Origin of the sequence: Aliiroseovarius conchicola (assembly GCF_041403445.1) — a bacterium.
GTDB classification, from domain to species: domain Bacteria; phylum Pseudomonadota; class Alphaproteobacteria; order Rhodobacterales; family Rhodobacteraceae; genus Aliiroseovarius; species Aliiroseovarius conchicola.
In genome coordinates this window covers 130,894-157,881 of the sequence record NZ_JBGEHL010000008.1, presented here as the reverse complement: position 1 = coordinate 157,881, position 26,988 = coordinate 130,894, and the positions used below count along the sequence as shown (strand labels likewise).

General features: G+C 55.0%; 30 protein-coding genes. 16 read left to right on the top strand and 14 right to left on the bottom strand.

The genetic code is table 11. The annotated features are described in order from the left end of the window. Positions 1–61: 61 nt before the first annotated feature. Complete coding sequence (locus V6N04_RS14010) at positions 62–721, bottom strand: LysR family transcriptional regulator (RefSeq protein WP_371170810.1); 660 nt, start codon at positions 719–721, stop codon at positions 62–64. A gap of 127 nt (positions 722–848) precedes the next feature. Here V6N04_RS14010 and V6N04_RS14005 point away from each other — a divergent pair, with 127 nt between their 5' ends. The 6 genes from V6N04_RS14005 to V6N04_RS13980 all read left to right on the top strand — a co-directional run bounded on the left by V6N04_RS14005 (position 849) and on the right by V6N04_RS13980 (position 4,572). Next, complete coding sequence (locus V6N04_RS14005; protein WP_371170809.1) at positions 849–1,328, top strand: ester cyclase; 480 nt, start codon at positions 849–851, stop codon at positions 1,326–1,328. Positions 1,329–1,354: 26 nt separating this feature from the next. Beyond that, positions 1,355–1,849, top strand: a complete 495-nt coding sequence (locus tag V6N04_RS14000) for a nuclear transport factor 2 family protein (RefSeq protein WP_371170808.1) — start codon at positions 1,355–1,357, stop codon at positions 1,847–1,849. Positions 1,850–1,892: 43 nt separating this feature from the next. Beyond that, positions 1,893–2,435, top strand: a complete 543-nt coding sequence (locus V6N04_RS13995) for a luciferase domain-containing protein (RefSeq protein ID WP_371170807.1) — start codon at positions 1,893–1,895, stop codon at positions 2,433–2,435. Between the two features lie 41 nt (positions 2,436–2,476). After that, positions 2,477–2,692, top strand: coding sequence for a hypothetical protein (locus V6N04_RS13990; RefSeq protein WP_371170806.1), 216 nt, complete (start codon positions 2,477–2,479; stop codon positions 2,690–2,692). A 552-nt stretch (positions 2,693–3,244) separates the two neighbouring features. Then, positions 3,245–3,940: a CoA transferase subunit A gene (locus V6N04_RS13985; RefSeq protein WP_371170805.1), complete on the top strand. Its 696-nt coding sequence runs from the start codon at positions 3,245–3,247 to the stop codon at positions 3,938–3,940. A 2-nt stretch (positions 3,941–3,942) separates the two neighbouring features. Then, positions 3,943–4,572, top strand: coding sequence for a 3-oxoacid CoA-transferase subunit B (locus V6N04_RS13980; protein ID WP_371170804.1), 630 nt, complete (start codon positions 3,943–3,945; stop codon positions 4,570–4,572). Positions 4,573–4,632: 60 nt separating this feature from the next. Here the strand turns inward: V6N04_RS13980 and V6N04_RS13975 are convergent, their stop codons facing one another. Further along, on the bottom strand, positions 4,633–5,748 hold the full coding sequence (locus tag V6N04_RS13975) for a TIGR03032 family protein (RefSeq protein WP_371170803.1): 1,116 nt from the start codon (positions 5,746–5,748) through the stop codon (positions 4,633–4,635). 104 nt (positions 5,749–5,852) lie between these two features. Here V6N04_RS13975 and V6N04_RS13970 point away from each other — a divergent pair, with 104 nt between their 5' ends. The 5 genes from V6N04_RS13970 (at position 5,853) to V6N04_RS13950 (ending at position 10,869) form a co-directional block, all read left to right on the top strand. Beyond that, positions 5,853–6,353, top strand: coding sequence for a toxin-activating lysine-acyltransferase (locus tag V6N04_RS13970; protein ID WP_371170802.1), 501 nt, complete (start codon positions 5,853–5,855; stop codon positions 6,351–6,353). Between the two features lie 157 nt (positions 6,354–6,510). Further along, a complete protein-coding gene (locus V6N04_RS13965; RefSeq protein WP_371170801.1) occupies positions 6,511–7,530 on the top strand; it encodes a Hint domain-containing protein in 1,020 nt (339 codons plus the stop codon). 264 nt (positions 7,531–7,794) lie between these two features. After that, on the top strand, positions 7,795–8,817 hold the full coding sequence (locus tag V6N04_RS13960) for a lysylphosphatidylglycerol synthase transmembrane domain-containing protein (protein ID WP_371170800.1): 1,023 nt from the start codon (positions 7,795–7,797) through the stop codon (positions 8,815–8,817). Next, positions 8,801–10,123 carry an FAD-binding protein gene (locus V6N04_RS13955; protein ID WP_371170799.1) on the top strand — a complete coding sequence of 441 codons (1,323 nt, stop codon included), beginning with the start codon at positions 8,801–8,803 and terminating at the stop codon, positions 10,121–10,123. The genes V6N04_RS13960 and V6N04_RS13955 overlap by 17 nt, the downstream gene beginning before the upstream one ends. Continuing rightward, positions 10,120–10,869 (top strand): SDR family NAD(P)-dependent oxidoreductase, encoded by a 750-nt coding sequence (locus tag V6N04_RS13950; protein WP_371170798.1) that lies wholly within the window; start codon positions 10,120–10,122, stop codon positions 10,867–10,869. The genes V6N04_RS13955 and V6N04_RS13950 overlap by 4 nt, the downstream gene beginning before the upstream one ends. A gap of 165 nt (positions 10,870–11,034) precedes the next feature. Here the strand turns inward: V6N04_RS13950 and V6N04_RS13945 are convergent, their stop codons facing one another. Together V6N04_RS13945 and V6N04_RS13940 are read right to left on the bottom strand one after the other, a co-directional pair. After that, a complete protein-coding gene (locus V6N04_RS13945; RefSeq protein ID WP_371170797.1) occupies positions 11,035–11,391 on the bottom strand; it encodes a hypothetical protein in 357 nt (118 codons plus the stop codon). A 34-nt stretch (positions 11,392–11,425) separates the two neighbouring features. Further along, positions 11,426–11,761, bottom strand: coding sequence for an arsenate reductase family protein (locus tag V6N04_RS13940; RefSeq protein ID WP_371170796.1), 336 nt, complete (start codon positions 11,759–11,761; stop codon positions 11,426–11,428). 268 nt (positions 11,762–12,029) lie between these two features. Between V6N04_RS13940 and V6N04_RS13935 the strand changes: the two genes are divergently transcribed. Next, the gene (locus tag V6N04_RS13935; RefSeq protein ID WP_371170795.1) at positions 12,030–12,248 is read left to right on the top strand and encodes a cold-shock protein; all 219 of its coding nucleotides are present in this window, start codon (positions 12,030–12,032) and stop codon (positions 12,246–12,248) included. An 82-nt stretch (positions 12,249–12,330) separates the two neighbouring features. On the opposite strand, the gene V6N04_RS13930 is transcribed toward V6N04_RS13935, so the two are convergent. Together V6N04_RS13930 and thyX are read right to left on the bottom strand one after the other, a co-directional pair. Then, entirely contained in the window at positions 12,331–13,416 is a 1,086-nt protein-coding gene (locus V6N04_RS13930) for a methyltransferase domain-containing protein (RefSeq protein WP_371170794.1), read from the bottom strand. A 115-nt stretch (positions 13,417–13,531) separates the two neighbouring features. Further along, a complete protein-coding gene (gene thyX / locus V6N04_RS13925; RefSeq protein WP_371170793.1) occupies positions 13,532–14,440 on the bottom strand; it encodes an FAD-dependent thymidylate synthase in 909 nt (302 codons plus the stop codon). Between the two features lie 154 nt (positions 14,441–14,594). Here thyX and V6N04_RS13920 point away from each other — a divergent pair, with 154 nt between their 5' ends. Continuing rightward, complete coding sequence (locus V6N04_RS13920; protein WP_371170792.1) at positions 14,595–15,023, top strand: VOC family protein; 429 nt, start codon at positions 14,595–14,597, stop codon at positions 15,021–15,023. Positions 15,024–15,064: 41 nt separating this feature from the next. Continuing rightward, entirely contained in the window at positions 15,065–15,739 is a 675-nt protein-coding gene (locus tag V6N04_RS13915) for a DUF1194 domain-containing protein (RefSeq protein ID WP_371170791.1), read from the top strand. Positions 15,740–15,775: 36 nt separating this feature from the next. On the opposite strand, the gene V6N04_RS13910 is transcribed toward V6N04_RS13915, so the two are convergent. The 3 genes from V6N04_RS13910 to V6N04_RS13900 all read right to left on the bottom strand — a co-directional run bounded on the left by V6N04_RS13910 (position 15,776) and on the right by V6N04_RS13900 (position 17,098). Next, entirely contained in the window at positions 15,776–16,273 is a 498-nt protein-coding gene (locus V6N04_RS13910; protein WP_371170790.1) for a MarR family winged helix-turn-helix transcriptional regulator, read from the bottom strand. A 115-nt stretch (positions 16,274–16,388) separates the two neighbouring features. Continuing rightward, entirely contained in the window at positions 16,389–16,688 is a 300-nt protein-coding gene (locus V6N04_RS13905) for a succinate dehydrogenase assembly factor 2 (protein ID WP_371170816.1), read from the bottom strand. A 5-nt stretch (positions 16,689–16,693) separates the two neighbouring features. Further along, on the bottom strand, positions 16,694–17,098 hold the full coding sequence (locus V6N04_RS13900) for a helix-turn-helix domain-containing protein (RefSeq protein WP_371170789.1): 405 nt from the start codon (positions 17,096–17,098) through the stop codon (positions 16,694–16,696). Positions 17,099–17,200: 102 nt separating this feature from the next. On the opposite strand from V6N04_RS13900, the gene V6N04_RS13895 reads away from it, so the two are divergent. Both V6N04_RS13895 and V6N04_RS13890 read left to right on the top strand, forming a co-directional pair. Beyond that, complete coding sequence (locus tag V6N04_RS13895; protein ID WP_371170788.1) at positions 17,201–18,403, top strand: pyridoxal phosphate-dependent aminotransferase; 1,203 nt, start codon at positions 17,201–17,203, stop codon at positions 18,401–18,403. 28 nt (positions 18,404–18,431) lie between these two features. Then, positions 18,432–18,833 (top strand): hypothetical protein, encoded by a 402-nt coding sequence (locus V6N04_RS13890; protein WP_371170787.1) that lies wholly within the window; start codon positions 18,432–18,434, stop codon positions 18,831–18,833. Positions 18,834–18,844: 11 nt separating this feature from the next. Here the strand turns inward: V6N04_RS13890 and V6N04_RS13885 are convergent, their stop codons facing one another. The 5 genes from V6N04_RS13885 to V6N04_RS13865 all read right to left on the bottom strand — a co-directional run bounded on the left by V6N04_RS13885 (position 18,845) and on the right by V6N04_RS13865 (position 26,889). Beyond that, positions 18,845–20,209, bottom strand: a complete 1,365-nt coding sequence (locus V6N04_RS13885; protein ID WP_371170786.1) for an MATE family efflux transporter — start codon at positions 20,207–20,209, stop codon at positions 18,845–18,847. Positions 20,210–20,268: 59 nt separating this feature from the next. Then, positions 20,269–21,417, bottom strand: coding sequence for a lytic murein transglycosylase (locus tag V6N04_RS13880; protein ID WP_371170785.1), 1,149 nt, complete (start codon positions 21,415–21,417; stop codon positions 20,269–20,271). 147 nt (positions 21,418–21,564) lie between these two features. Next, on the bottom strand, positions 21,565–22,563 hold the full coding sequence (ppk2, locus tag V6N04_RS13875; protein ID WP_371170784.1) for a polyphosphate kinase 2: 999 nt from the start codon (positions 22,561–22,563) through the stop codon (positions 21,565–21,567). A 145-nt stretch (positions 22,564–22,708) separates the two neighbouring features. Next, positions 22,709–25,000, bottom strand: coding sequence for a glycosyl hydrolase family 28-related protein (locus V6N04_RS13870; RefSeq protein ID WP_371170783.1), 2,292 nt, complete (start codon positions 24,998–25,000; stop codon positions 22,709–22,711). A 227-nt stretch (positions 25,001–25,227) separates the two neighbouring features. Beyond that, the gene (locus V6N04_RS13865) at positions 25,228–26,889 is read right to left on the bottom strand and encodes a lysine--tRNA ligase (RefSeq protein ID WP_371170782.1); all 1,662 of its coding nucleotides are present in this window, start codon (positions 26,887–26,889) and stop codon (positions 25,228–25,230) included. Positions 26,890–26,988: the final 99 nt, after the last annotated feature.

The window sequence follows — 26,988 nt, the reverse complement described above, 5'->3', positions numbered from 1 at the left end:
AATGAGCCTACGACCCGGCTGCGGCTCATTTTCTACAGGGTATGATCATAAGACGATTCTTTCACGCTGAAGCAGAACCGACTGGAAGTCGGTGGGTTGGAACCAGGGCGTGGATACTCAAAGGAACGTTTTGAACAGGTGCAAGCGCCAACCAACCCCAATCGGTGAGCGCCGCAGGATCTTTTCCAACGGTCCGCGTCGCGAGATAATCCTTAGACGCAACCAGTACGCGTCGCACGTCAAACAATGTGCGCGACGTCGCAGAGTTTTTTGAATTGGGTCCCATGCGAATGGCCAAATCAAACCCATCGTCAATCAGGGCCCGCCGCGTGTCGGAAAAATCAACGGTCAATGTGATGCGCGGGTAAGCCAGCGAGAACGCGGCGATCTGATCTGTGATGTGTGACAGTGACAGGACTGACGGTAGCGTGACGCGCAGCTCTCCGCTCGGTTCGCTAGCAGTTGCGGAAAGATCCTGCAATTCGCCTTCTACGGCGTCCAGCATGTTGCGCGTCGCCGTCAGCAACCGTTGACCCTCACTAGTAAGCGTCAACTTTCTGGTTGAGCGATAGATCAACGCAACGCCAAGGTGTTCTTCCAATTGCGAGACATGGTGGCTGACCACCGAAGGCGACAAATGCAGTTCGCGTGCCGCGCCTCGAAAAGACCCATGATCAATCGTCTTAGCAAAGATTGCCATCTGTCTGAGGCGATCAATCATTAGGCAATAATTCCGAACAGTTAAATTTGATAAACCCATCTTATGATTTAACCAGAATATGTCCATCCTATTCGAACAGAGCGCCGGAAATGCATGGGCGTCACATCGTTTAAAAGGAATTTCTCAGATGAATACACCTCAGACCCTGCTTGCGGCAGCGACATTCGCCGCCTCATCAATCGCTTCGTCAGCCATCGCAGATAATGCAGAAACTGTTAAGGCGTTCTATGACCTTCTCAGCAACCCGGGTTCAGAAACCCACACGGCTGCATTTGTTGAGGCAACAGCAGACACATGGGAAAGCGTCGGTGACTATTCCGGCGGAAACAAAAACCGCGACGCGTTCTTGGGTCAGGTTGGCGGCTTCGCCCAGCTTTTGCCTGATCTGAATTGGGCCATCCAAGACATGCACGAAAGCGGTGATTTCGTCACTGTGCGCAGCCGCGCGACAGGTACGCCCGTTGCGCCGTTTTTCGGTGTCGACGGTGAAGGCCGCAGCTTTGACATCATGACCATCGATATCCACGAACTTGCCGACGGAAAAATTGTCCGCTCCTACCATGTCGAAGACTGGGCAGGTGCATTGCAGCAACTTTCTGGCCGCTAGAATTTAACGAAACAGGAGTACTGAAAATGAACAGACGACAAGCAATAAAAGCCTCCGTCGCGGCCGCAACAGGCGTGACATTTGCTTCGGCCGCAACGGCACAGTCAAACGATGATCAAAGTCAGGCAAGCCTTGACACCGTCATGGCCCTTATGGGTGCGATGGGAAGCGGTGACATGGGTGCGATGGCCGATCTGATGGCTGACGATATGGTTTGGCTGAACGCGGGTGACCCAACCCTTCCGTGGATTGGCCCTTGGGATGGTAAGGATGAGATTTTTGCCTTCCTTGGCGTGTTCAGCGAGAATTTTCAAACCACCAAATGGGAAAATACCGATGTCCTCGCCTCTGGCGACACGGTGGCGATTTTTGGCGACATGAACGGGACCACAACGAAGTCGGGCCAAGAAATTGGTGATTTCACCTTTGCCCTGCGTGCTAAGGTGCGTGACGGCCAAGTTGCGCTTTGGAACTGGTTCGAAGACAGTTTCGCAGTCAGCCAAGCCTACCATGCCGAATAACCACCAGATCAACCGCAGCGGCCAAATATCAAAGGAAATCAGAATGTCTAAACGTTCAACACGATCAACCATTTTGGCCGCGGCGACCCTTTTCGCCGGCGTCGCGTCTGTCTGGGCCCAAGACGCGCCCTTACCGGATCGCGATGGCCCGCGCCCTGAAACCACCAACGGCGTCCCTCATGTCCAATTGGACATTGAGCCCGTTCCAGAACTCACCGCAGCGATGTTGGAACATGTGGATAAGCTGTCTGGCGTCACACTTGGCGCGACACGCGTGTCCTTGCCAGGGGCTGTTGGGTTCCAGTTGGACAGTGATGTTAGTCTTGCCAATCCCGATGCAATCGTTGGCGGGCGGGAATTCGCACATGTCCACCCCGACGGCAGTTTGCACGCGTCATTGGAGCCCGAATTGGCCCGCGCTGCGGTGAACGCCGGTTGGGCGACGCCGCACCCTTGGGCCGATCAAAGGCCCGGTTGGGAAGGGTTTGTGATGATCTATACGCCCACGACGCAAGAAGAACTGGACGTTGTGCTGCAATTGATACGTGAATCCTACACCTACGTGACCGGACGTCCCGCGCCATAGTTTTCCTAGAAAACCAACACAATGCGAGGCACGGCATGTAAATGCCACCGAACCATGCCACCGACCTCGGTCGATCCGGCAAGATCTTCCTTGTTGGTCTCGTTGTCTGGATCCTCGCCCAATTGATCCGCTTTATCGCGATCCCGCTCATCACCAGTGTCACAAACGACATTGATCCGGCGGGATGGATGCAGCCCGCCATCCTTGACGTCGTGACCGCAATCTTCGTCATCCCACTCGCCATCGCAGTTTGGTAGTGGCGGGGCTTCACGGTCTGGACGCTTACGATTGTCTACTTCACCCTATCCATCGTTGATCACATTGGTGCTCTTACGAACCTCACTTTGATCGGCGAGCCCATCGCATTTGAACAATTCAACGGAGGCGGAGATCCATATACTGCCTCTGTCGTCCAGACCGTTCTGGATCTGATTTTCTTTGGGCTGCTGCTTATGCCCAGATTTCGAGGCCTGTTTTTCCGACTGTCAAAACCAGGGGGCTAGTCATGTTTGCAGCCAAGACCACTGAAACGGCCACCATGCGGCCACCCCAAGGTACACGATGTACCAATTGGCCCGGGTGACTTCGTGATCTAACGGTGATCAAAACCCTCGCCTCGCTTGAAAGCGGCCATTGGTGCCCGGCGCGACATCCGACAGTCAGGGCTCAAAGCTGACTTTCGCAACCCATTCCGGCCTTCAACAACCGACTAGTAGAAATACCCGAAACACAGCATTCCCCCCGTGTTTCGTTGACTCCTTCCCGCCCTCACGCCAGAACAAGCTCGAAACTGACGAAAGGGAACTTTCATGAAAAAGGTGTATGGCAGCGCCGCTGAAGCTCTGGACGGGCTTTTGCATGACGGCATGCTGATTGCCGCCGGTGGCTTTGGCCTGTGCGGCATCCCCGAGCTTCTGCTGGAAGCGATCAAGGAAAATGGTGCGAAGGATTTGACCTTTGCGTCCAACAACGCGGGCGTGGATGATTTTGGCATTGGTATCCTCTTGCAAACCAAGCAGGTCAAAAAGATGATGTCGTCCTATGTGGGCGAAAACGCTGAGTTTATGCGCCAGTACCTCTCGGGCGAGCTGGAGTTGGAATTCAACCCGCAGGGCACCTTGGCCGAACGTATGCGCGCCGCAGGTCACGGCATCCCCGGTTTTTACACGAAGACCGGCGTAGGCACCGTGATTGCCGAGGGCAAAGAAGTGAAGACCTTCAACGGCGAGGAGTACATCCTTGAAGAAGGCATCTTTGCTGACCTCTCGATCGTGAAGGCGTGGAAAGCGGACGAGACCGGCAACCTTGTGTTCCGCAAGACGGCCCGCAACTTCAATCCGCCAGCCGCTATGTGTGGCAAGACTTGTGTGGTCGAGGTGGAAGAGATCGTGCCAACCGGCTCGCTTGACCCTGACAGTATTCACCTGCCGGGCATCTATGTGCATCGCATCATTCAAGGTGAGCACGAGAAGCGCATCGAACAACGCACCGTACGGGAGGCATAATCATGGCTTGGGACAGAAACCAAATGGCCGCCCGCGCGGCACAGGAACTGCAAGACGGCTGGTACGTGAACCTTGGCATCGGCATCCCGACACTGGTATCCAACTTCATCCCTGAAGGGGTGGAGGTCACGCTGCAATCGGAAAATGGCATGCTGGGCATGGGCCCCTTCCCCACCGAGGACGAGATCGACGCCGATCTGATCAACGCGGGCAAGCAAACCATCACCGAACTGCCGCAGACCGCCTATTTCGACAGTGCGACAAGCTTTGGTATGATCCGTGGCGGTAAGATCGCCATGGCCATTCTGGGCGCGATGGAAGTCGACGAAAAAGGTGATCTGGCCAACTGGATGATCCCCGGCAAGCTTGTCAAAGGCATGGGCGGCGCGATGGATCTGGTGGCTGGTGTGGGCCGCGTGGTTGTCGTGATGGATCACACCAACAAGCACGGCGACAGCAAGTTGCTGAAGGAATGCACCCTGCCCCTGACCGGCAAAAGCGTTGTGGATCGTATCATCACCAATCTTGGTGTGCTGGACGTGGTCGAAGGTGGTCTGAAGATCATCGAGACCGCCGATGGTGTATCCGAGGACGAGTTGCGCGCCGCAACCGAAGCGACGATCGTCGCGTAAGGCTGTCGAACTTAGCGAAGGCTCGAACTGCGAGCCTTCGCACCCCAAATCAACGTCGGATTAGATGTTAAGCCGCGACGGGCGGAACATTGTGTTCAACGCGTCGCTCTCTAAGTCCACGACATGCGGTTTGCGTATGCCCGGTAAGATACAAACTTCGTAGATTTCCGAAGCGACCCCTTCCAGCACCATCTTATGCTCAATTTCGCCCGTATCGAGGTTTACCACCGAGATAGAGCATTCTGGGGCAAGGTCTCGATCACGGAGGATCTGGCTAAGCGGTGTGCCGTCATTGCCCTCGAACACATTGTCATGGCGTGGACGGGACGCCCCGACCAGCGCGTAGTTTTTCCAAAAGGCCAGCCCACGGGTGAAGCCCGGGATAAAGCAAATCGGGCGATAAACACCGGTCGCTCGGTCAACCTCGCCAAACTCTCCGAACCCGCTGTTTGCAACGTAAAGCCGATCCCGGTGAAGCTGAGGGGAGTGTGGCATATGCAGGTCGTCACACAGAATATCATCCGTCTGCACATCCATCAAAAGCCCACTGGGCTGGTCTTTTGGCAGGTCGCGCCACCCGAAAAGGCTATCGGTGTTGGCAAAACAGGTGGCATATTTCGGGCGGCCATCCTCGAGAGCGAAGCAGTTAAGATGGCAGCGATCTCCATGCGCGAATTCGCTGATGAACGGGGGCTTCCACAATGGCTCAAAGCTCCATTTCTCGTGCAAACGTCCGATACAATTGAACTGGCAGGACGAGAAATAGACGCCGCTGTCGCTGACACGCACATCATGCAGGTTGATATACCCAGTGGTGGTCGCGCCAATCGGAGCAAAAATCGCGTCATATCCTTGCGACATCTGCCCCCTGTCCAGAAAATTCTCTAACCGCCAGACCTGCTTGTAGCCCGCCATCCAAAGCGTACCATTGTGCACGCCGATCCCCATGGAGCGTTGGAAATTGGCGTCGGAAAACATGAACTTCCCGGCCTCATCAATGCCGATCATGAATAATTTTCCGATGTGATAGGTGTTAAACGCCAGTGATATGCGAGCCTTGGCAAGCCAGCCACGAAACCCAGCACTGGGTTTTAGGTGCACCTGCCCCAGACTGTCTTGCCTGGGCTTGGGTGTGTCCAGATCAACCTTTTCATCGTCTCGCCCATCACGCGCCACTGTTTGCCTCCCGTTAACTCAGAGCACCTAGAATATCGTCGTAATATGGATAGAGTGTGGCGCGAACAACAGGCAACGCCCAAGAAACTCGCAAGGACAGCTAAATGAAAACCGACGAGACGGCCGATGAAGGCGGATTTATTCAGGTTTCCCCCCTCTATCCGAATGACGATATTCTGCGTGTTTTCGGTGAGGTGGCATTCTTGTCATTTTATTCTGACCTTTATGGAAAATGGTCTGCGCGCGCGATTGCAAAGGCCTTTGAGCCCCCCGTCTACCTTAAACAGTTCAATGTCTACCGCGCCAACAACGTGCCACGCGGGTTGGTCACATGGGGCATGTTGAACGATGATGCAGAGCAAAAGCACATCTCGGGTAGTGGGCTTGATACATTCGAGGAATGGCGTTCTGGATCACAGCTTTGGATCATGGACATCATGGCGCCTTGGGGGCATGGCAAGGAAATAATCGAGAACATAAAATCGACCATCCAGGCCGACAGCGTGAAGACGCTAAGAATTCACAATGGACAGAAGAAGATATTGGAATGGCATCGGGCCTCAACCACCGAGAAATGGCGGATTCGCGCGGGAAAGGTCGGTTAGGCGAATTTTCTTCTTAGAATTGCCATGAAGCCGTGTAAGTAATGAGTGGATAATGTTTGCCTCTACCTATCGTAGATAGTTATGAAAATAAGGGATTTCGTTGAATCTCGTTTCCGTCTGAACTAGGTTGTTGGCACAAAAGTAGATAGGTGAAGTTATGGTTAGTTTATCCGGGCCAACAACAGCAAGCGTCAACGAAGGCTTTATCGGAACCGGAAGCGTTAGTGTTGGCAATACCGTGACGAATACGGAGCCCGGTACGATTGCGTGGGTTGCGGGCGGCTATACCGTCCTTTCCGCTCCTAGCTTTGGTACGCTGACAATCAACCAAAACACAGCAAATGGTGAAGGTGGTTACACTTGGACTTTCACCTTCAACTCCGATGACCCGGCGCTGGATGGATTGGATGCAGGCCAAAGCCTTGATGTGACATTCAATGTGCGCGTCACCGACACGTCATGGAATGGCACCAACACGACCGTTAATGGATCCCCTGTCGTCGACACTCATCAGGTGACCATTACCATTTTCGGTGAAAACGAAGTCTGTTTCGCACGCGGTACCGAAATTCTAACCGACGCTGGGCCACGACGTATCGAAGAGATACGCGTTGGGGATATGCTCGTGACGAGAGACAATGGGCTGCAACCATTACGCTGGATCGCAGCCTCGAAGGTGGCGTCGGATCGGCGACGTGGAAACTCGCAGTTGGAACCAATCGCGCTTAAGGCAGATAGTTTGGCACCCGGCGTTCCAACAAAAACACTGCAGCTTTCCCCACAGCATCGCTTGTTGCTTGAGGGGCCCGAGCTTGATTTACTGTTAGATCAGACCGCCGCCTTCGCAAGCGCCAAAAGCTTGGTGAACGGAGACAGTATCTACGAGTGCGGCGATGAGATCGCGGATCTGGAGTACTGGCACATCGCGCTCGACCAACATGATGTGGTCTATGCCAATGGCTGCCCTGCTGAGACCTTGCATATGGGGGATATGTCGCTGGGTACGATCACCGACGCCCAAGCAACTGAGCTGGAAGCGATTTTCCCCGGAATCACCTCTACTCCGCAACCTTTGGCACACCCGGAACTGCGCGCGTATGAAGGACAGCTCATGTCTGACATGATCAGCGCAAGGGTCGGATCGTCCCCAACCGAGCCTGCCCAACATGAAGCCTGAGCAACACAGCTAGAATACTGTAAGATTTCATGCCTCCGGCGGGGATATTTACGGAAAGATAACAAAACAGGCATCGAGCGCGTTCATTCTCAATGACATCTTGAAGAACTGACTTCACTGATCGGACTGCGACGCAATGCCCGAGGGCGTTCACTTAAATAGAGGTAAGCAAACTGCGTCGAAATCACAGTCTTTTTTCCTCGCGTTTACTTTGAAGCTTTCATATTCTCGCCTCAATCCCCCGCCATAAGCCGGGCAATGACAATGAGTACCTCCGACCCAATACCGTCGACCGCTGGGAAACAATCTGCGGGCAAGGTCGCGAACCGCAAGGGGCGCGATATGCTTGTCTTGGTTGGGTTGTTTGGTCTGGTTCTGGTCGGCCTGATCGGTCTTGCAGCGGCGACTGGCTGGCACGAGACACGCACGCAGCTAATGAAGCTCACCGCAGCGCAATTCGGCATCCTATTGGCGCTCAGCCTTGTGAACTATCTTTTCCGCGGCCTGCGCTGGCATATTTTTGCACGCCGTTTGGGATTGCCCACTCATATCGTTCAAGATTTACGCCATTTCATTGGCGGATTTGCCATGTCAGCCACCCCTGGTCGGGTCGGAGAGCTTGTCCGCATGCGTTGGCTACGTCGCGAAACAGGATGGAGCTTCGAGCGAACAGCTCCCCTAGTACTGGTGGACCGCGCATCTGACTTGTCAGCGATGGGTGTCATACTGGGTCTGGCGCTTGCGTTTTCGGCGACTGGGATAACAGGCGGTTTGCCCGTGACCGTATTGGCACTGGTTGCTGCGTTCGCCGCAACGCGCCCGAAACTTCTGGGATGGCTGGCGACCTTTGGTCATAAAGTCACCGGTCGATTTGCCCGCCTTTGGGCCAAGCTTCGCCGTGCATCTCAGTCTTTGTCTGCTTTCACCTCTCCAACTTTGATGGCTGTCGCAGCAATTTTGGGCGTCATCGGCTGGATCGCCGAAGGTTATGCCTTTCACTTGCTTCTCATGTGGATGGGTGCCGACATTGGCTTTGCAAAGGCCGTGGCAATATTCGTGTTCTCAACGCTGGCAGGCGGCCTAACGGGTGCACCCGGTGGCGTGGGTGGCGCAGAGGCAGCGATGGTTGCGCTTCTTGCGCTCGAGGGTGTGCCCTTCGACGTTAGCCTGCCAGCGACGATCATCATTCGCGTAACAACTCTTTGGTTCGCAATTGGATTGGGTTTCCTAATCTTTCCAATCGCCGAACGCTTATCTCTAAGGCAATCACATGGTTTGGAAAAATAGTACGTATGCGGGCTGGGGGCGGGTCTTGACCGCGACCGCCGACATGGCCCGGCCCGAGCGCGCGCGCAACCTGACAGCAATTGCCGCGGACACGCCTTGTCCTGCAATTGGCAATTGCAGGTCCTATGGCGATGCCTCGTTGAATGATGGCGGCCGGGTCATCGACATGACCCGCATGAATCGCATCATCGATTTTGATCAAGAGGCCGGTGTCGTAGCGGTCGAGGCAGGGATCACCATTGGTGATCTGGCCCATGTCTTCGCCCCTCGCGGCTGGTTGCCAGCCGTTATGCCTGGGACAGGTTTTGCGACCATTGGCGGCTGCATCGCACACGACGTTCATGGCAAAAACCACCACAACGAGGGCAGTTTCGGACAGCATGTATTGTCCATAACTCTGCTCAACGGTGAAAAACGCACCGTTGCCAGCCCCAAACGCAATTCAGCGCTGTTTCGCGCCACGATTGGGGGTATCGGTCAGACCGGTGTTATCGCCGAAGCCAAGTTGCAGCTCAAACCCTGCCCCGGCGACGTCATGATGGTGACAGAACGACGTGCAGCGGGTTGGGATGAACACATCTCGCTTCTAGATCAGAGCCGTGCCACCTATTGCGTGGGATGGTTGGATACAACAGCTACCGGCGGCGATCTCGGCCGCGGGATCATTGAAGAGGCGGAACTGGCGGCGGGGCTCCTGCCCAAGGCCAAAACCCCGAAATCAGTTCCAATCAACGCTCCTGGATTTGCGCTATCCAATCCAATCGTGCGTAGCTTTAATGCTGCTTACTATCGACGTGTACCGGCTTCGGGTCGGTCAACCGTCAAACGGATCGATGATTTTTTCTTTCCGCTAGACAAGATCCATGACTGGAACAAGCTTTACGGCAAACGTGGCTTTTATCAGTTTCAGAACGTGGTTGGACTGGACCAAACTGATGCGCTTAAAGCGATGCTGGAGCTGGTCGCCGGCGCTGGGTTGTCTTCCCCTCTTGCGGTCTTAAAGCGTATGGGACCCGGTCGCGCTGGCCATATGAGCTTTCCGATGGAGGGCTATACTCTAGCCGTTGACTTCCCCGCAAAACCGGCCGCCGTTGAATTGATATCGATGCTCGAAGATATGACGGTCGATGCGGGCGGACGCTTGTATCTGGCAAAGGACGCGCTGGCGTCAGGTTCCGCGATCAAGGCGATGTATCCGGAACATGCAGATTGGGCAAAACTCATCAACAAGACCGACCCAGAGGGCCGGTTCGAGACCGATATGACCCGACGTCTGGATTTACGAAGCGCTGAGGAACAATCATGAACAATGCCGATCAACCCCAGTGCTGGATCATCCTTGGCGCCACCTCGTCGATGGCGCGCGCCTTTGCTCAGGCGGTTGCAGACCGCAGGGCGAGTGTCGTTCTTGCAGGCAGGGACATGGAAGATCTACGACGATCCGCCAGCGACCTTTCCCTCAGAGGGACCGAGGCCGTCGCAATGAAATTCGACGCGCGTGATCTAACAACCTTCGAGCCCATAATCGATTATGCGGCCAAGCAAGAAGGTGTGATTAATGCGGCCGTTTTCGTAGGCTCGATGCCAGATCAAGCATCAATTGATGCGGACCCTGCGCTGATCGAAGGCGTTGTGCTGGACAGCCATATCGGCCCGGCTGGCTTTTTGACCATGCTTGCCTCATTGATTGAGGAGCGTGGCGCGGGCACTGTTGTCGGTGTTGGATCTGTTGCCGGGGATCGCGGGCGGATTGGAAACTATGTGTATGGCTCCGCGAAGGCCGGTTTTACCACTTATCTTTCGGGTTTGCGCAACCGCCTGACGCGCGCTGGCGGACATGTGGTGACGGTCAAGCCGGGATTTGTGGATACAGCGATGACATGGGGGATCGAAGGGATGTTTCTTGTCGCTTCACCCCAGAAAGTCGCGGCGGATATTCTGAAGGCCGTCGATAAGCAGAAAAACGTGATCTATACACCGTTCTTTTGGCGTTACATCATGTTGGTCATCCGCAGCATCCCTGAGTTTATCTTCAAGAAGATGTCCATCTGACGGCGCCTTGCAATAACTCGTATCAAGGCACCCCGTTGGTCGGCTTGCCCGGGTTACTTTAATCAATAATTGAACGCTGAGTGTTCATGGCCCACAGCATCTTGCCCAAGACCCACCACTCAAGGTTAAGAGTGATAACGTCTGCCAAGACTACACTAATTACACCTAATGTGGATCGGGCTTGGTCGCGACCAAAGCCAAAATCCCTCCTAGCCCGGCCAACGCGATTGGGAACATGGTGAAGACACCATATCCAAAAGCGAAATACATGCCTGCAGCGGACAGCAGCAAGAGAACGCCGCCGATCTGAGCGGACGAGCGCGCCATCGCACCACCCGCCAATGCCAATACGGGCGCGATCAACGCAAATGCTCGGATCCGGCCGGGATGGTCGACCTGTTCGGCCAAGTCGGGAAGTTCACCGACCCGGTCAATCAGTTCAGTGTAGCCATATCCGAAGAACCCAACGATCATGCCCCAAACTCCGGCGATGATCCCTAATACCAGTGCAGCGTTGCGCATACGTTACCTCCTACATTTCCTGTCAGATAGGCGATCAGCGCGCCTTCGCCAACCAGTTATCACTCGTTTTTGTGTCCCAACCCAACGTCAACTGGTCGCCATCTTCGATGACTGGCCGCTTCATCAAGGTCGGGTGCTGTGCCAATAATGCAATGGGATCCCCTGCCCGTTCGTCATCAGACAGGCCGCGCCACGTGGTCGAACGCTTGTTCACCAACGCCTCGCCAAAGGCCGCGTGAAACCGCTCTAAATCCGCGCGATCCACACCATCGGCCCGCACATCTACATAGTCGATATTGTGCCCCGCGGCCTCTAACGCCTTCATCGCTTTGCGGCTTGTGTCACAGTTTTTCAGTCCCCAAATGCGCATATTATTCCCCGTCACAATCCTGTCGCACACAGGCGGCAACATGCCACCCAGCGCCCGTTATGACCTGAATGCGCGCCAAACGAAAGGACGCAATATCATACCGAAACTGGGCAGATTCGCACGGAACACTTGATTTTTTGCACTTTTTGCCCCATTTGAGCGGTGTAAGACAGAACTATCTACCGCCTCTTTCCAAGCAGTCGGACGATACCTGACTGCACTTGAAGACCCTGCACACCGCAGGGACATGACGTAAGGAGAGACGGCAATGTCCGATAAACAAACCGGCACCGTAAAATGGTTCAACACCACAAAAGGCTTCGGCTTCATCGCCCCGGAAGCAGGCGGCAACGATGTGTTTGTACACATATCAGCTGTTGAGCGTTCGGGCCTGACAGGCCTCGCTGACAACCAAAAAGTCCGCTACGACCTGCAAGAGGGCCGCGACGGCCGCTCGTCTGCCGTGGACCTTGAACTGGCCGATTGATCGGTTCTGATCATTGTGATTTGAGAGACCCCGCGGAGTGAAAACTCGGCGGGGTTTTCCACGTTCGGATGACCAGGCTATGTTAGGTTTTTCGAATTACGTAGACATCCTGATTGCCCTGGTTCATGCGCGATGCATAAAACAAAACTTCAAAGTGACTTTTTAGTATCTGGCGCATTTTTTTTTGGCTGTAAAAGGTTGTGCCCCAATCTGCTTCTGTGGCCGTATTTCCAACGTCATCCACCTGCAGCCAAACCTCCTCAAACGCATATCCATTCGCCAGAAGATGCAAAGCCAGCCGTTTATATCGGTCCAGGGGCTTATACTTGATTCGGTTGTAATAACGGATGGATCCAATCCCATGCGTTGTAATGACGGCAACCCCACCTGTCTTAAGAACACGATGCAACTCCTTTAGCCATTGTTGGCACGCTCTCATCCCATGATGAGAGAATATGGAAACGGCACTCGCGATATCCACGCTTTCATTCGGCAGCGCTTGAATTGGCGCTGTCTGATCCTGATGGTGGAATTCAAGATTATCAAAAGTCAGATGAGTTCGCGCCCAATCAATTGATGATCTGACGGGGTCTGTACCTACAAACGAAACATCATCATAGACATAAGCCAATAAGCGAAGAAGGGACCCGCTTGAACATCCGTAGTCAAAAAAGCGATCACCACTGCTTATCGTAACACCTGCTTTGTCCAAAGCACCTTGAATCACGGTCGCAGAGATGAAGTCTCCGATCCATTCGGATCCGGGCTGCATTCGGTGGATATCTTGTGTCGGCAGCCGCTTCAGAATGCTTGTCCGTTCATCCTCGCAATCAGTCTGCAAAAGAGCTGTGCGAAGCTGCTCAAATACTGCGCGTTCATTGTCCCCGGAGACGTTAACCTCAAGCTGCGTGCGCAACTTGGCATTCAACTTACTTAGAAAACCAGAATAAGAAGGCTCTGCACGGTTCTCAGTGTCCTCTTTGGTCTCGGACAGCACCAACGCATCCAGAGCATCGCGATGCTGCACTGCATTAATTTTGCGATTCAATCTGCGGCTTGCCGGACGGGCGTACTGCTTATTCAGATGTAGTACATGCTTATCGAGAACGTCCCGCTCTAAATACGGGCCCGGCTTGATTAAGTTCGGCTTTCTACCAAGGGCGATCATTACGCGACTCTCTCCTTTGAGTGGAACTCCGTCCAGCATATGTCAAAATCAGCTGCGGAACGCGAACTATTTCTCGAACTCTTGGCACCATACTGGCCGGAGCAGCATGTCATCCTCACCGCTTCAACTCTGCGTCAAACTCCCGCCATTCCCCCTTCGACATGCCGGAGTTCTCCTGCGTGACCTCTTCGCCTTTCAGCATGCGGCGCACGCAGTCCATGGCGCGGCCCGATAGGTTGGCGCCGCCCAGACGGTAATCCTCGAACGCGCCATAGGCGGCGGGGACCCAGTCGGCGACGATGTTGCAGATCGCGTCGGCATAGACGCGGATTTCGTATTGGGCGTGGTGGTCGGCGCGCAGGCGCAGGAAGTGGAACAGGTTGTGCAGGTCAACTTTCCAGTACCATTGCGTATAGATGTTGGCGGGCAGGTTCATCCGCGCCAGTTCGCGCGCGAGGCCCAATTGGCCCTCGTCCGAGATCATCTGTTCATAGTGATCATAGGCGCGGTTGCTGTCGGCCTTCAGGATGTCCAGCACTTTCGCGGCTTCCTCGCCTTCCAGCGCGGCGCCCCTGCCCTGATTGTTCACAACCGACTGCGCGGCGACATGTTCGGGTGCGGGGATGTAGAATTCGCGGTCAAGGATCGAGTAGCGCGCCGAGTATTCGTTCACATTCGCGGTCCGGTGGCGGATCCACTGGCGGGCCACGAAAACGGGCAGTTTGACGTGCAGCTTGATCTCGCACATCTCAAACGGGGTCGAGTGCCAGTGACGCATCAAGTAGCGGATCAGCCCTGCGTCGTTCTGCACCGATTTGGTGCCCTTGCCGTAAGACACGCGCGCGGCCTGACAAATCGCGGCGTCATCGCCCATATAGTCGATGACGCGGACAAAGCCGTGGTCCAGCACTTCATGCGCGGTATAGAGGTGCTTTTCCATCCCCTCGCTAACGGCGCGCAAGGTTTGGCCTGATGTGCTGCGTTGCTCTTCAATTTCGCGGATTTGTTCGGGGCTCAGGGGCATGTCGAATCTCTCGTCTCTTGGTTGCCCGGCCACTATATCTAGTTGTGGGCCATCGCAAAACAGCCAGATGCCGTATATCTGGTGTTTCTCCTTCACTCTGCTGTCTGACCTGATAGGCTGGCCCCGAAACCGCGGATCAATCGGGAGAACTGAGATGAAAATTCGTTACCTGCACACGATGGTACGTGTCAAAGACCTTGAGAAAAGCATTCGGTTTTTCAAGCTGTTGGGACTTGAAGAGAAGAATCGGATCGACAATGAGCAGGGACGGTTCTCGTTGGTGTTTCTATCGCCTCCGGGGCAATCAGAATGTCCGGTGGAACTGACTTATAATTGGGATGGCGATGATGGATTGCCGTCGGACAGCCGGCATTTTGGACATCTCGCCTATCGGGTCGAGAACATCTACGAGATGTGCCAGCATCTGATGGAAAACGGGGTGGTGATCAATCGACCGCCGCGCGATGGACACATGGCCTTTGTGCGCTCGCCTGACAATGTCTCGATCGAGTTGCTACAGGAAGGCGATCGCCTGCCGCCGGCAGAACCCTGGGTCAGCATGGACAATACCGGTCACTGGTGATGAGATATGGGCGGCCTTCCCTTTTGGGCATGGGGCTTGGCGTGGCTCTGAGTTGCGGCACGGCTGTGGTCGCAACCGCCGAACCAACATGCCGACAGGCGCTTGCCTTAGGCCTTGATGTATCGGGATCGGTCGACGTGGCTGAGTATCGCCTGCAACTGGATGGCTTGGCAGCCGCCTTGGAACACCCAGATGTGATTGATGCGTTGTTGGCCGTGCCGTCCCAGCCCATTGATCTTTCTGTATTCGAGTGGAGTGGTCCCACTCATCAACGTATCTTACAAAACTGGGTAAGCATCACCGGACCCGATCAAGTGGCGGCGGTCGCCGCACTATTGCGCAACACCCGCAGGGTTGAGGCCGATCCCTCCACAGGTCTTGGCGCGGCGATGTTGTTCGGACAACGGCTGCTTGCGCGCCAGGACTGCTGGTCGCATACGCTGGATATCTCCGGCGACGGACCTGCTAACACGGGCCCGCGCCCACAGGATGTTCGGTACCTATCAGGGTTCAACGCGATCACGGTCAACGGGTTGGTGATTGGCAACGGTGATGGCAACACCGATCTGAAGGGCTATTACGAAGAGCTGGTCATCAGCGGCATTGGCAGCTTTGTCGAACAAGCGGCGGACTTTTCCGACTACGAGGATGCAATGGTCCGCAAACTGTTACGCGAGTTGATGGGCATGGTCGTCTCGGATGCGCGGGACGACTGAACCTGCAACACCTGCCCCGCTGTCACCTATGCTTGTCTAGTAAATATAGCGTATCTGATCCGTCCAATATCGTTCGACACGTTTGAGAGCTAGATTAATATCCTCAATCCCTGAAGCGCTAAGCACATCACGCGACTGTAGACCGTCTGCATGTCGCTCAAATAGTCCCGCGACGGTATCACGAATATTACGCCCCTTCTCGGTCAGGCGCACACGCACAGAGCGGCGATCCACTTCGCATCTCTGGTGATGCATATACCCCATTTCGACAAGTTTCTTAAGATTGTAGGACACATTCGATCCTTGATAATAGCCACGCGTTTTAAGCTCGCCCGCCGTGACTTCGTTGTCACCAATGTTAAACAGCAGCAACGCTTGCACAGCGTTCACTTCCAGAACGCCGACCCGTTCAAATTCATCTTTGATGACATCAAGCAGCAGACGATGCAGGCGTTCGACAAGCGCCAACGCCTCAAGATACTGGTACACAAATGTCTGGTTACTGGTTTGCCCAATTGGGGAATGCATGCTCATCCGTTTCTCCGACCTGGTTACAATCCAGACTATTTGGCGAGAAATGAGAACATTCAGTTAAATGCGGGCGGTAGTTGCTGAAAATTTTCGCAAAAAGCCGACCAAATTTACGAAATCAGCGGACGAAAGGCTGAGCGGCAATCTGCGCAACAAGATCTGCAAATTGTGCCGGAGGTGATTGTTGACCCGACACCCACTGATACAGGTCTTGGTCATTTTCACCCAAAAGCGCCTCGTAAACATCAAGCGCGTCGTCGCTCATGCTGTCCAGCTGTGCGGCGGCGTATCGGCTAAGGATGATGTCCATCTCTTTGATGCCACGTCGCATTGATCGCATCGCCAACCGTTTGATACGATGCGCCCGACTTTCCCCCGGACGCGCGCCCGGCGTCTCTTTCAGGTGATCCATGGGCATACCGCTCACGCAGTGCCCCCATCCAAACGCTTGCGAAGACGCTTCTCTAGGCGACCAAGTTGATCGGCCGAACGTGACATCTGCGCCTTGATATCCCGGATTTCCAACAGAAGATCGCGCACTTCCGGGGCATCATCCGGAAAAGCCTGAGGTTCATTAACTCCCTCGCCTTCGCCGCTTAGCAGCCACCGAAGCGAAACATTTAACAACCCCGAGAGCATCTGCAACTTGTTGGCGCGCGGCTCGTTCAGGTCCTCTTCCCATCCGCGCAGTGTCTTGACTTTAACGCCCAGACGACGCGCCAGCTCTGTCTGCGACATGCCAACGGCCTCGCGGGCACCGGCAAGGCGATCACCAAATGTTGCGGCTTCTTCCGAAAACCAATCGTCGTCCTGCATGAAGTCATCCATTCGTATTTCCTAACATTACCGGGCGTGCGCCATTGTTCTGGCTTGAATGGCATCGCGGCGGACCCTAGAAGAACTTGTACGAATATACAAACAGAGGCCGCCATGTCTTTCCTGTCCGCGACACTTGACCGCGTAAAACCATCACCAACCATCGCTGTATCGACCCTTGCGGCCGAACTGAAGGCCGCCGGCCGTGACGTTATTGGCCTTGGTGCAGGCGAGCCGGATTTCGACACGCCCGAAAACATCAAGGCTGCAGGCAAAGCCGCAATTGATGCGGGCAAGACGAAATACACTGCCCCCGATGGGATGCCTGAGCTGAAACAGGCGATCTGCGACAAGTTCAAGCGCGAAAACGGGCTGGACTATGCGCCGAACCAGATCTCGGTTGGGACCGGTGGCAAGCAGATCCTGTACAACGCGCTGATGGCGACGATGAACCCCGGCGACGAGGTGATCATCCCAGCCCCCTACTGGGTCAGCTATCCGGATATGGTTCTGCTGGCAGGCGGAGAGCCTGTCGTTGTTGAGTGCCCGATCGAAACTGGGTTTCGGATGACGGCTGAACAGTTAGAAGCCGCAATCACGCCGAAAACGAAATGGCTGATCTTCAACTCACCCTCGAACCCGACAGGTGCGGGATACACACGTGAGCAGTTGAAAGAGCTGACAGATGTCTTGATGCGTCACCCACAAGTTTGGGTGATGACCGACGACATGTATGAACATCTCGCCTATGATGATTTTGAGTTCTGCACACCGGCCGAGATTGAGCCCGGCCTCTATGACCGCACATTGACTTGCAACGGCGTCTCAAAGGCGTATGCGATGACAGGATGGCGCATCGGTTATGCCGGGGGCCCCGTTGAACTGATCACCGCCATGCGCAAAATCCAGTCGCAGTCGACGTCAAACCCCTGCTCTGTCAGCCAATGGGCTGCCGTCGAGGCATTGAACGGACCGCAGGATTTCATCGCAGACAATAACAAAGCGTTCGTACGTCGGCGGGACCTGGTGGTCGAGATGCTGAATGCAGCTGACGGGATCGAGTGCCCCGTGCCGGACGGCGCATTCTACGTCTATCCGTCGATTAAAGGCTGTATCGGCAAGACCTCAAAGGGCGGCGTGTTGATCGCCAATGACGAGGTTTTCGCCAAAGCTTTGCTGGAAGAAACTGGCGTCGCCGTGGTGTTTGGGTCAGCGTTCGGCCTTAGCCCAAACTTCCGGGTCAGCTACGCCACGTCTGACGACGCCCTGAAAGAGGCATGCACACGTATCCAAACCTTCTGTGCATCACTAAGCTAAGCGGATGGCCTGACAACTAGGACCTGATATGAGCACCGAACTGCCCGAGTATTTTTTCCGCATCCGAGACAACGGAGCGTTCGTGTTTCGCGTCAGCACAGAAAACCGTCAGCGACCATTGGAGTTGATCCAGATCGCGGCCGTGAACATCAAGAATGGTGAGGTCCGGCCACAGGGCGAATACACGCTGACTGACGAGGATGAGCGGGCTATTGATGCGTGGATCGCGGAGCGAGAAATCACTTTGCAAGCGCGTGACATAGACGACATTCTGCGCACGGTGGAGCACCTGAACCGGACCGCGCACTGGGCGCAGACCCGCGCTACACCGGATGCGCTGGAGCGTGTGACGGATGATCTTCTGTTGTCGATGCATGATCTACGCACCGTTTTGGTGCGCAAAAAAGCGGATCGGTTGAAAGACCGCTGATTTTGGTCAAGTCAGGTCGGCACTGGACCGCCGATGCGTGATGAACTGCGCCAGAACCGCCACGACATGAAGATGCCTGCACAGGTCAGGCCCAAAAGAAGCCCAATCCAAACCCCGACGGCCCCATATCCCAGTTTAATCCCAAGCACGTAAGACATGGCGATCCCAACGCCCCAATAGCTGAGTGCTGCGATGATCATCGGCACTCGCGTGTCCTGCACCCCCCGAAGCAGCCCCATAGCAATCGCTTGCGCACCATCAGCAAGTTGGAACAACCCGGCGACAATCAAAAGCAAAGTACCCAAGGCGACGATCTCGGTCGTGCGGACTTCGTTGGGATTGAGGAAGAGCTTGATCATCGGCTCGGGTATTCCCAAGAATAAAAAGATCGTCAAACCGCCAAATATCAACGACACCAAAGTGACGGCCAATGCGCCGCGACGCAGGCCCGCTTCATCTTTACGGCCCAGCGCGCGCCCTGCCCTTACGGTGGCTGTATTCGACAGACCCAGATGTACCATGAAGAAAGCAGCGGTAATTTGAAGGGCAATCCCGTGTGCCGCCAGTTCCAATGTCCCAATCAATCCAACAACGATTGTCGAGGCTGCGAACATGCCAACTTCTGCCAATGTCGTTAGTCCAATGGGAATGCCAAGCCGAAGCAAGGTGCGCAATGCGTCCCAGTCAGGTTTCCACAGTCGAATGAACAACCCTTGTTCGCGGTTCAACCTCTGGGCGTAGATGACCAAAACGATTCCGGACGCAATTTGGATTATGACAGACGCGATGGCTGCCCCCCGAACGCCAAGCTCTGGCGCGCCCCAATTGCCAAAGATAAGCGCATAGTTGATCACACCATTCATCGCAGCCGCCAGAACTGTCGCCCACAAGACAATCCGGGTATGTTCTAATGCGGATAGGTAGCTTTTCAGCGACATGACAACCAATGCCGGGACAAGGCCAACACCCGCAATTCGCAAGTAGTCTTGCGCCAACAAGCTAAGCTCGGTGTCTTGGCCAATGGCCTGAAGGATCGGCGCAGACATCCACATGAAGGGCAGCACCAACAATGCAAAGCCGACCGAAAACCAAAGCGCCATTCGTGTCACCCGGCGTACACGAACATCATCGCCTGCCTCCGACGCCTCGGCCACCAAAGGCATCAATGCCCATGCCGGACCAGATCCCATGATAAGGAACATGAAAAAGAGCGTGCTGGCCAACGTGACCGCAGCAAGCTCTTCGATCCCATACCAACCAAGCATAATCGTATCGATCACGCCGACTGCCAATTGGGCCAGGTGTGAGGCTGCCAGAGGCATGCCCAAGACCATGACGGCACGCATATGTTGATTAAGGGTGAGGGACTGTATCATCACTCAGACCTATGATGGAAACTGTGCAGGGGCAAGCACAGTATCTGTCTACCAGACCGTCAGTTCCCGAGCATCCGAAGCAAGGAAAGCGAAGGTTGGCCGGTCACCGAAAGTCCGCGTGCGCGTTGGTAGGCCTCTATCGCCTGCAGTGTTTTCTTGCCGATGACGCCATCGGCCTCGCCGACGTCGTAGCCTGCACGATTTAACCCAGTTTGCAGTGCTTTGCGGTCAGCCAAAGTCATCCCATTCTCGTCAGGCCCGAAGGTGCCGCGCAATGCCCCTTTCCCAGCCAGACGATCTGACAGGTGTCCCACACCGATGATGTATTTCTGTGCGTTATTATACCGGCCCAGAACTTTGTAGTTATTGTAGACCTCAAACACCGGCCCACTTTCGCCTGCTGGCTTCACAACACGACCGCGCCCAGATGGGGCACGTCCGGTGATCTCGTCCCCCCATCGCTGACCCCGCCTCCAGCCAGATCGGCTGAGATAGGCCGCGGTTGATGCCAGTGCGTCCGTCGGATCATCAGACCAGATGTCGCGGCGCCCATCCCCACGGAAATCCACCGCATAGGCAAGGTAGGATGTTGGAATGAACTGAGTATGTCCCATGGCACCCGCCCAGCTGCCGGTCATCCGGTCTGGCGAGATATCGCCGCGTTCAAGGATTTTCAGAGCGGCCACCAGCTGGCCCTCAAAGAACTTTCCGCGCCTGCCATCAAAGGCCAGCGTGGACAGGGCCGAGATCACGGGCACATCGCCACGTCGCGCACCATAGCGGCTTTCCAGCCCCCAGACGGCAACGATGACCTCTTTCTCGACCCCATATTTCGCCTCTAGCTGAGACAAAAGACCCGCATGCTTGCGCAACATGGCGCGACCCTTTTCGATCCGGTCGTCAGAGGCAGCAATTGCCAGGTAATCTTCAAACGAACGCACGAACTCGGTTTGGTTGCGATCACGTTCCACCACACCGGGCAGGTAACCTACGTTACGAAAAGCACGGTTGATGGTTGAACTGCTGATGCCGCGCGCTTTGGCCCGCGCTTTGGCTCCTGCGACCCAACTGTCAAAAGCTGCGTTGGGAACAGAACGCATCGTTGTCCCAGCGGCGGGACGCGCAGAGGACTGGGTCGTTGCGTTTGACTGGCAAGCCCCCAGTGCAAGCACAGAGACCCCGGCCATTACAAAACGTCTTGAATACATACCAACTCACCTGCTCTTGTTTGATGCAAGCCTATCTGGCCGCCGCCCGAAAACAAGGGGAGCTTTCGACCGCACACGACATCGGCGTGAATAAGCAAAAGAGGGGACCAAATGGCCCCCTGCCCAAGTCCAGATGTTTGTGGCTGATCAGTTGCTGCGTCGTTGATCCGGATGCAGGCTGGCCCCTAGGATGTGCTCGGAATTATGGATCACTTGCGAAGCATGGCCAACGATCAGGGGATCAGGTTTCCCCACAAGTTCTTGGTCTTTGTCGGGGTATTCTACCGTCGACAGGAAATGACGCATACATTCTAGCCGTGCACGTTTCTTGTCGTTCGACTTGATAATCGTCCACGGGGCGTCAGCGGTGTCGGTGTAGAAGAACATCGCCTCCTTTGCTTCCGTGTACTCGTCCCACTTAGACAGCGAAGCCACATCAACCGGGCTTAGTTTCCAACGCTTCAGCGGGTCGTCCTTGCGGCTATCAAAGCGGCGCTTCTGTTCAGTCTGCGTGACAGAGAACCAGTATTTGTACAGTCGCACACCTGATCGGGCCAGCATCCGCTCGTATTCTGGCGTCTGCCGCATGAACTCTAGGTATTCGTTTGCGTTGCAGAACCCCATAACGCGTTCCACACCGGCGCGGTTGTACCAAGAACGGTCATAGAAGACCATTTCGCCTTTGGTGGGCAGGTTCGAGATATAACGTTGATAGTACCACTGGCCACGCTCTTCATCCGTGGGCTTGTTCAAAGCCACCACACGGGCTTCTCGCGGGTTCAGGTGTTCCATGAAACGTTTGATGGTGCCGCCTTTACCGGCCGCATCGCGCCCCTCGAACAGCATCACGAATTTCTGACCCGTCTCGCCGACCCAGCGCTGAACCTTCAAAAGCTCCGCCTGCAACTTAGCCTTCTGAGCTTCGTATTCCTTTTTGCCCAACTTCACGCTGTAGGGGTATTCCCCGTTTTCGAAAGTCTGACGGATTTTGTCATCGGTCACCTTGGGAAAGCCGTCAGCATCGTTGATCAAATCTGAAGATGTGATTGGCTGGCTGTCTTCAAGGGCTGTTTTTTCAACCATCTTGACCTGGTCACCGGTCGGCCGAGCCTTTGTCGAGGATGTACGTGTCTGCTTCGCCGTCATGCGCGTTACTCCTGTTTGTGGGGTTACAAACAGTGGTTAGCACCGGTCGCCGCCCGGCGCCTTGATCCGGGTCAATAGCTGTGTGCTTTCCAGGAAGCCGGGAGCCCGTAGGACATACGGGCTCCCATTCATATACGATCAGCTCCTACACGGGTCGATCAACCCGTATTGTGACATGAACCGTCCCAATTGCCGGGCGGGACCAGTTGAGCTGAACATATTTGTACGTCGGCCCTTTGTTCACGCTGATATGCGGGTTATCCCATATCAATTGGCTTCCGGCATCTCTTAGGTTGCCCTCAACAGTGACTCCCGAAACCGTTCGCGCATTACCACCAAATGGCAAATAACCCGAACCATTGATTGTCCACGTCGCCGCAGGCGTATTTTGCGTGAACTGAAGTGTGACAGGGGAGATCGTTTTCTGGCTCACTCCTGCGAACGCGTTATTCTCGAAGGTGACATCCTTCATTCGCCAGAAATCTATTCCCGCATGGGTCGTCACAACCCCATCGATCCGGTCAATCGGCCCCGCGATAGCTCGGAATGTATTGTTGGTGACATGCAAACCCGAAACATGGTGTCCCGAACCGAACGGCTTGATCAAAATCCATTTAAACCACGAGGCGACGTCATTCGCTGTGAAGATGTTGCCAGTAATCGTCATCCCACCAAAAGAATACTCAGCGCCGAAGTCTGGATAGGCATCGTGTTCATTGTTCCACTCAATAAAACAATTGTCGATGTAATTGCCGTTCAAAACAGTCTTGTTGTTTTCATATGTGAACACCATCCCCGCGACACGTGGACCATCTGTCACCTCGTCGCCCTGAAACAGATGGTTGCCCTGAATGATGTGTCCCGAACCGTGCAAAACCATCGATGTGCCCATCCGCTGAAACCGGTTGTCGCGGATTTTTGCATCGTTTGCGTTTACGTTGAATGCCACCGATTGGCGCGATGTCGCAGACAAACCCTGTTCGTTCGAGACAAACTGACAACGATCTAGATGAAGATCCTGACATCCGCGGCCCGGCGATGAGATGCCCCGGTTCTTAGGTTTTATGAAGAAGCAATCTTGGAACACGAAATTCTCACCGCCACGTGGCAACATCACGGCTGACGCATGCCCGTTGCACTGGAACTCCACTTCGGCCAAGTTCATGCGATTGATTTGGGCGAAGTCACCGAAATCCAACACGTATTTGTGACGCGCAAATGTATAGGTCTGGTTTGCCGCTGGCCCCCACAACGGTTGGCTCAACTCGACTTCGGCTGCCGGAACATTGACGGATTTGACATAGACCTCTCGTCCGACACCTCCTCCCGTGACCACGGATCCCGGCTGTACGGCTGAAATTCCGCTTACGTTGGTCAGCTTATAGGGGTTAGCCGGATTGTACTTGGCCGCCGACGTCATCGTCTCGCTGTCCCAAGCCGCCCCGCCAACAACGTAGAACTGCCCGTTCTTGATCACACGGCGAATAAGAAACGTATCGCCAGCCTCGTAGGCTGCGCGCATGTCGATCGGTTCTGTCACATCGATACGCCGCCCGCACATATCCAGAATCTCGTGGTCCGAGTAATGCAACAACGCCTGAAAGGCCTTTCGGAACCCTAGCTGTTCTTCCCCAAAAGCGTCGATGTAAGTTGGCAGATCGAAATTGCGGGTAAGTGACAGATAGACATCATTGGACATCGTGACGGTGCCCTCAAACCGAACGTCTGCGTGCAAAGTAAGGTTCGAGCCGATGTGATAGATGCCTTCGGGCACCAAAACAGTGCGCCCGTTCGAAGCCGCATCAGCCGCTTGAAACGCCGCCTTGTCGTCGGTCACACCATCGCCTGCGGCGCCAAAATCGCGTACATCGACCCAGTCCATCATGTCACGCAAATAAGCGCCTGTGACATCTTCGACCTGAATGTCATCGATACGCACGACACCGCCGTTTGATCCAATCAGGTCAAGCCCGACATGGGCATAGGCCACGTCTGCCCCCCAGATCATATCGACGCCATTGCGACTACCTGACCCGATGATCGCAGATACCTCGATCACCTCGCCATAGGTGGTCAGCGCCACAACTGGGCCGGTTTCCGGGTTGCCGCTTGCAAGCGTTCCACCAGTTTTTGCGGGCCAAGTGGCGATCCGGACCGAGGGGAGCGGACCTGACAGAGCCTTCACCTTAGCGGAGACACGCAAATAGCAGCCCTGCTCGTAGGGCGTTTGTCCCATATAGCGCAGTTTTTGGATATTCTCGGTCTTCAACAGCTCAAGACAGCCGCCAAAATCCTGATCCGCGGGAACCAAAGCGGCATCGCCCGCGCCGTCATAGGTCAAAGATCCGGGAGTACCGTCTTGCCGTGACCAAACGGCCAATCCATCTTCAAACTCAGGCGGCATAAAGACCACCCCATCGGTAATCGCCTTGTTCATTGAAATCCCTTTCCGGTCTGGACATGCAAACCCCCTTTGCGCCACAGATCGGGTCCGTGACACAGCACCGCAATTGACAACGATGCATGAGGGGCAGAAACGCTGTCAGAGCTAGCAGCAAGGGCTTAACGAGGATTAATCCGACCGTTCGCCCGGTGATCGGCGTGCAACGCAAAACGGCGCGCCAATGTGGCACGCCGATGATTGTCGATAGAATCTCGAAGAGGTTACTTCAGCAAGTCTCCCGCCAGCCCCTGATCAATCAGAGCGGCCGTTTCCTCGACACCGTATAGGGCTGCAAAGCTGCCGAAACGCGGACCTTGGCTTGCACCAAGCAGCACCTCATAGAGCGCTTTGAACCAGTCGCGCAAATTGTCGAACCCATGCAATTTACCAACAGCAAACACGATGGACTGCAGGAATTCATCCGAGGTAAAGTCAACCTCAGGCAGCGGGTCTTCGTTGCCCATCTGCGCATTCTTGCGTGCAATCACGTCCAGCGCGGTATCGCCATCGCGAAACGCCGCGGCCAATTCCTCCATCGCTGCGCGTTCCTGATCCGTGGGCGCGCGGAATTCCCGTGCGGGTGCCACGAAATCCTGGAAATACTTCACCGCATACCCGGCCGCCGCATCCAAATCAGGATGCGTTTCGGGGGACGCATCTGGCGCATAGCGCTTGATAAATCCCCAAAGTTGATCCTTGTCATCCGCCGACGCGACCGAGGCGAGATTCAGCAACATTGTATATGGCACGACCATATTCGATTGCGGCACATCGCCCCCATGGATATGCCAAACCGGGTTGTTCAACTGCGCCTTCACATCTTGTTTGTGATAGGCGTTCAGCTGTTGATTGTATTCATCCATCGCCTTGGGGATCACATCAAAATGCATCCGCTTCGCAGTCTTGGGTTTGAGATACATGAAATAGGCAAGACTCTCGGTCGAGGCGTAGGTCAGCCACTGATCAATCGACACGCCATTGCCGGACGACTTCGAGATTTTCTGGCCGTTTTCATCCAAGAACAGCTCGTATGAGAAGTGGTTTGGCTGACGACCGCCCAGCGCGCGACAGATCGCATCATAGATTTTCTCGTTGGTGGCATGTTCTTTGCCATACATCTCGAAATCCACACCAAGGGCCGCCCAGCGCGCACCGAAATCGGGCTTCCATTGCAACTTCACATTGCCGCCGGTCACGGGCAGCGTCCACTCTTTGCCCGTCTCGTCATCAAAGGTCACTGTATAGGTCTCGGCACAGACCTTTTTCATCGGCACATACATCACCCGTCCGCTTTCGGGATGCAGCGGCAGGAAGATCGAATAGGTCTGCTGACGTTCTTCCCGCAGGCTTTTCAGCATGATCGCCATGATCTCATCATAGCGATCAACCGCGCGCTTGAGCACCTCGTCGAACTGCCCGGATTCGTAGAATTCCTTGGCCGAATAGAACTCATATTCGAACCCAAACGTATCGAGGAACCGACGCAACATGGCATTGTTGTGCTCGCCAAAGCTGTCATGCGTGCCGAACGGATCGGGCACGGAGGTCAGAGGGCGTTGCAAATGCTGCTCCAGAATCTCCGGGTTCGGCACATTCGATGGCACCTTGCGCATTCCGTCTAAATCATCCGAGAAACAGATCAGCTTGGTCGGAATGTCCGAAATCACCTCGAACGCACGCTGGATCATCGTGGTGCGCGCGACCTCGCCAAAGGTGCCGATATGCGGCAGACCCGAAGGACCATATCCGGTTTCAAACAGCACAAACCCTTTCTCAGGCGCACCCTTCTGATAGCGTTTAAGCACCCGGCGCGCTTCTTCAAAGGGCCAGGCTTTCGAGGTCATCGCGGCCTCACGCATGTCAGAACTGATCTGATCCGTCATCTGCTGTTTCCTTCACATACCGGCGCAGCTTAACGCCATTCGAGCGGCATTTGCCACTAAGCTCCACTCCCTATTGCGATGGGCGCTCGGGGTCAATAT

Excerpts from the sequence above, each read along its gene's own strand:
- V6N04_RS13955 (WP_371170799.1), top strand. The coding sequence starts at position 8,801 with ATGGTTTGGAAAAATAGTACGTATGCGGGCTGGGGGCGGGTCTTGACC.
- V6N04_RS13940 (WP_371170796.1), bottom strand. The coding sequence starts at position 11,761 with ATGCGCATTTGGGGACTGAAAAACTGTGACACAAGCCGCAAAGCGATG.
- V6N04_RS13990 (WP_371170806.1), top strand. The coding sequence starts at position 2,477 with ATGCCACCGAACCATGCCACCGACCTCGGTCGATCCGGCAAGATCTTC.
- V6N04_RS13865 (WP_371170782.1), bottom strand. The coding sequence starts at position 26,889 with ATGACGGATCAGATCAGTTCTGACATGCGTGAGGCCGCGATGACCTCG.
- V6N04_RS13870 (WP_371170783.1), bottom strand. The coding sequence starts at position 25,000 with ATGAACAAGGCGATTACCGATGGGGTGGTCTTTATGCCGCCTGAGTTT.
- V6N04_RS14005 (WP_371170809.1), top strand. The coding sequence starts at position 849 with ATGAATACACCTCAGACCCTGCTTGCGGCAGCGACATTCGCCGCCTCA.
- V6N04_RS13910 (WP_371170790.1), bottom strand. The coding sequence starts at position 16,273 with ATGAGCATGCATTCCCCAATTGGGCAAACCAGTAACCAGACATTTGTG.
- V6N04_RS13920 (WP_371170792.1), top strand. The coding sequence starts at position 14,595 with ATGAAAATTCGTTACCTGCACACGATGGTACGTGTCAAAGACCTTGAG.
- V6N04_RS13965 (WP_371170801.1), top strand. The coding sequence starts at position 6,511 with ATGGTTAGTTTATCCGGGCCAACAACAGCAAGCGTCAACGAAGGCTTT.
- V6N04_RS13980 (WP_371170804.1), top strand. The coding sequence starts at position 3,943 with ATGGCTTGGGACAGAAACCAAATGGCCGCCCGCGCGGCACAGGAACTG.
- V6N04_RS13945 (WP_371170797.1), bottom strand. The coding sequence starts at position 11,391 with ATGCGCAACGCTGCACTGGTATTAGGGATCATCGCCGGAGTTTGGGGC.
- V6N04_RS13950 (WP_371170798.1), top strand. The coding sequence starts at position 10,120 with ATGAACAATGCCGATCAACCCCAGTGCTGGATCATCCTTGGCGCCACC.
- ppk2 (WP_371170784.1), bottom strand. The coding sequence starts at position 22,563 with ATGACGGCGAAGCAGACACGTACATCCTCGACAAAGGCTCGGCCGACC.
- V6N04_RS13905 (WP_371170816.1), bottom strand. The coding sequence starts at position 16,688 with ATGCCCATGGATCACCTGAAAGAGACGCCGGGCGCGCGTCCGGGGGAA.
- V6N04_RS13935 (WP_371170795.1), top strand. The coding sequence starts at position 12,030 with ATGTCCGATAAACAAACCGGCACCGTAAAATGGTTCAACACCACAAAA.
- V6N04_RS13985 (WP_371170805.1), top strand. The coding sequence starts at position 3,245 with ATGAAAAAGGTGTATGGCAGCGCCGCTGAAGCTCTGGACGGGCTTTTG.
- V6N04_RS13890 (WP_371170787.1), top strand. The coding sequence starts at position 18,432 with ATGAGCACCGAACTGCCCGAGTATTTTTTCCGCATCCGAGACAACGGA.
- V6N04_RS13970 (WP_371170802.1), top strand. The coding sequence starts at position 5,853 with ATGAAAACCGACGAGACGGCCGATGAAGGCGGATTTATTCAGGTTTCC.
- V6N04_RS13995 (WP_371170807.1), top strand. The coding sequence starts at position 1,893 with ATGTCTAAACGTTCAACACGATCAACCATTTTGGCCGCGGCGACCCTT.
- V6N04_RS13885 (WP_371170786.1), bottom strand. The coding sequence starts at position 20,209 with ATGATACAGTCCCTCACCCTTAATCAACATATGCGTGCCGTCATGGTC.
- V6N04_RS14010 (WP_371170810.1), bottom strand. The coding sequence starts at position 721 with ATGATTGATCGCCTCAGACAGATGGCAATCTTTGCTAAGACGATTGAT.
- V6N04_RS14000 (WP_371170808.1), top strand. The coding sequence starts at position 1,355 with ATGAACAGACGACAAGCAATAAAAGCCTCCGTCGCGGCCGCAACAGGC.
- V6N04_RS13900 (WP_371170789.1), bottom strand. The coding sequence starts at position 17,098 with ATGGATGACTTCATGCAGGACGACGATTGGTTTTCGGAAGAAGCCGCA.
- V6N04_RS13930 (WP_371170794.1), bottom strand. The coding sequence starts at position 13,416 with ATGATCGCCCTTGGTAGAAAGCCGAACTTAATCAAGCCGGGCCCGTAT.
- V6N04_RS13960 (WP_371170800.1), top strand. The coding sequence starts at position 7,795 with ATGAGTACCTCCGACCCAATACCGTCGACCGCTGGGAAACAATCTGCG.
- thyX (WP_371170793.1), bottom strand. The coding sequence starts at position 14,440 with ATGCCCCTGAGCCCCGAACAAATCCGCGAAATTGAAGAGCAACGCAGC.
- V6N04_RS13880 (WP_371170785.1), bottom strand. The coding sequence starts at position 21,417 with ATGTATTCAAGACGTTTTGTAATGGCCGGGGTCTCTGTGCTTGCACTG.
- V6N04_RS13895 (WP_371170788.1), top strand. The coding sequence starts at position 17,201 with ATGTCTTTCCTGTCCGCGACACTTGACCGCGTAAAACCATCACCAACC.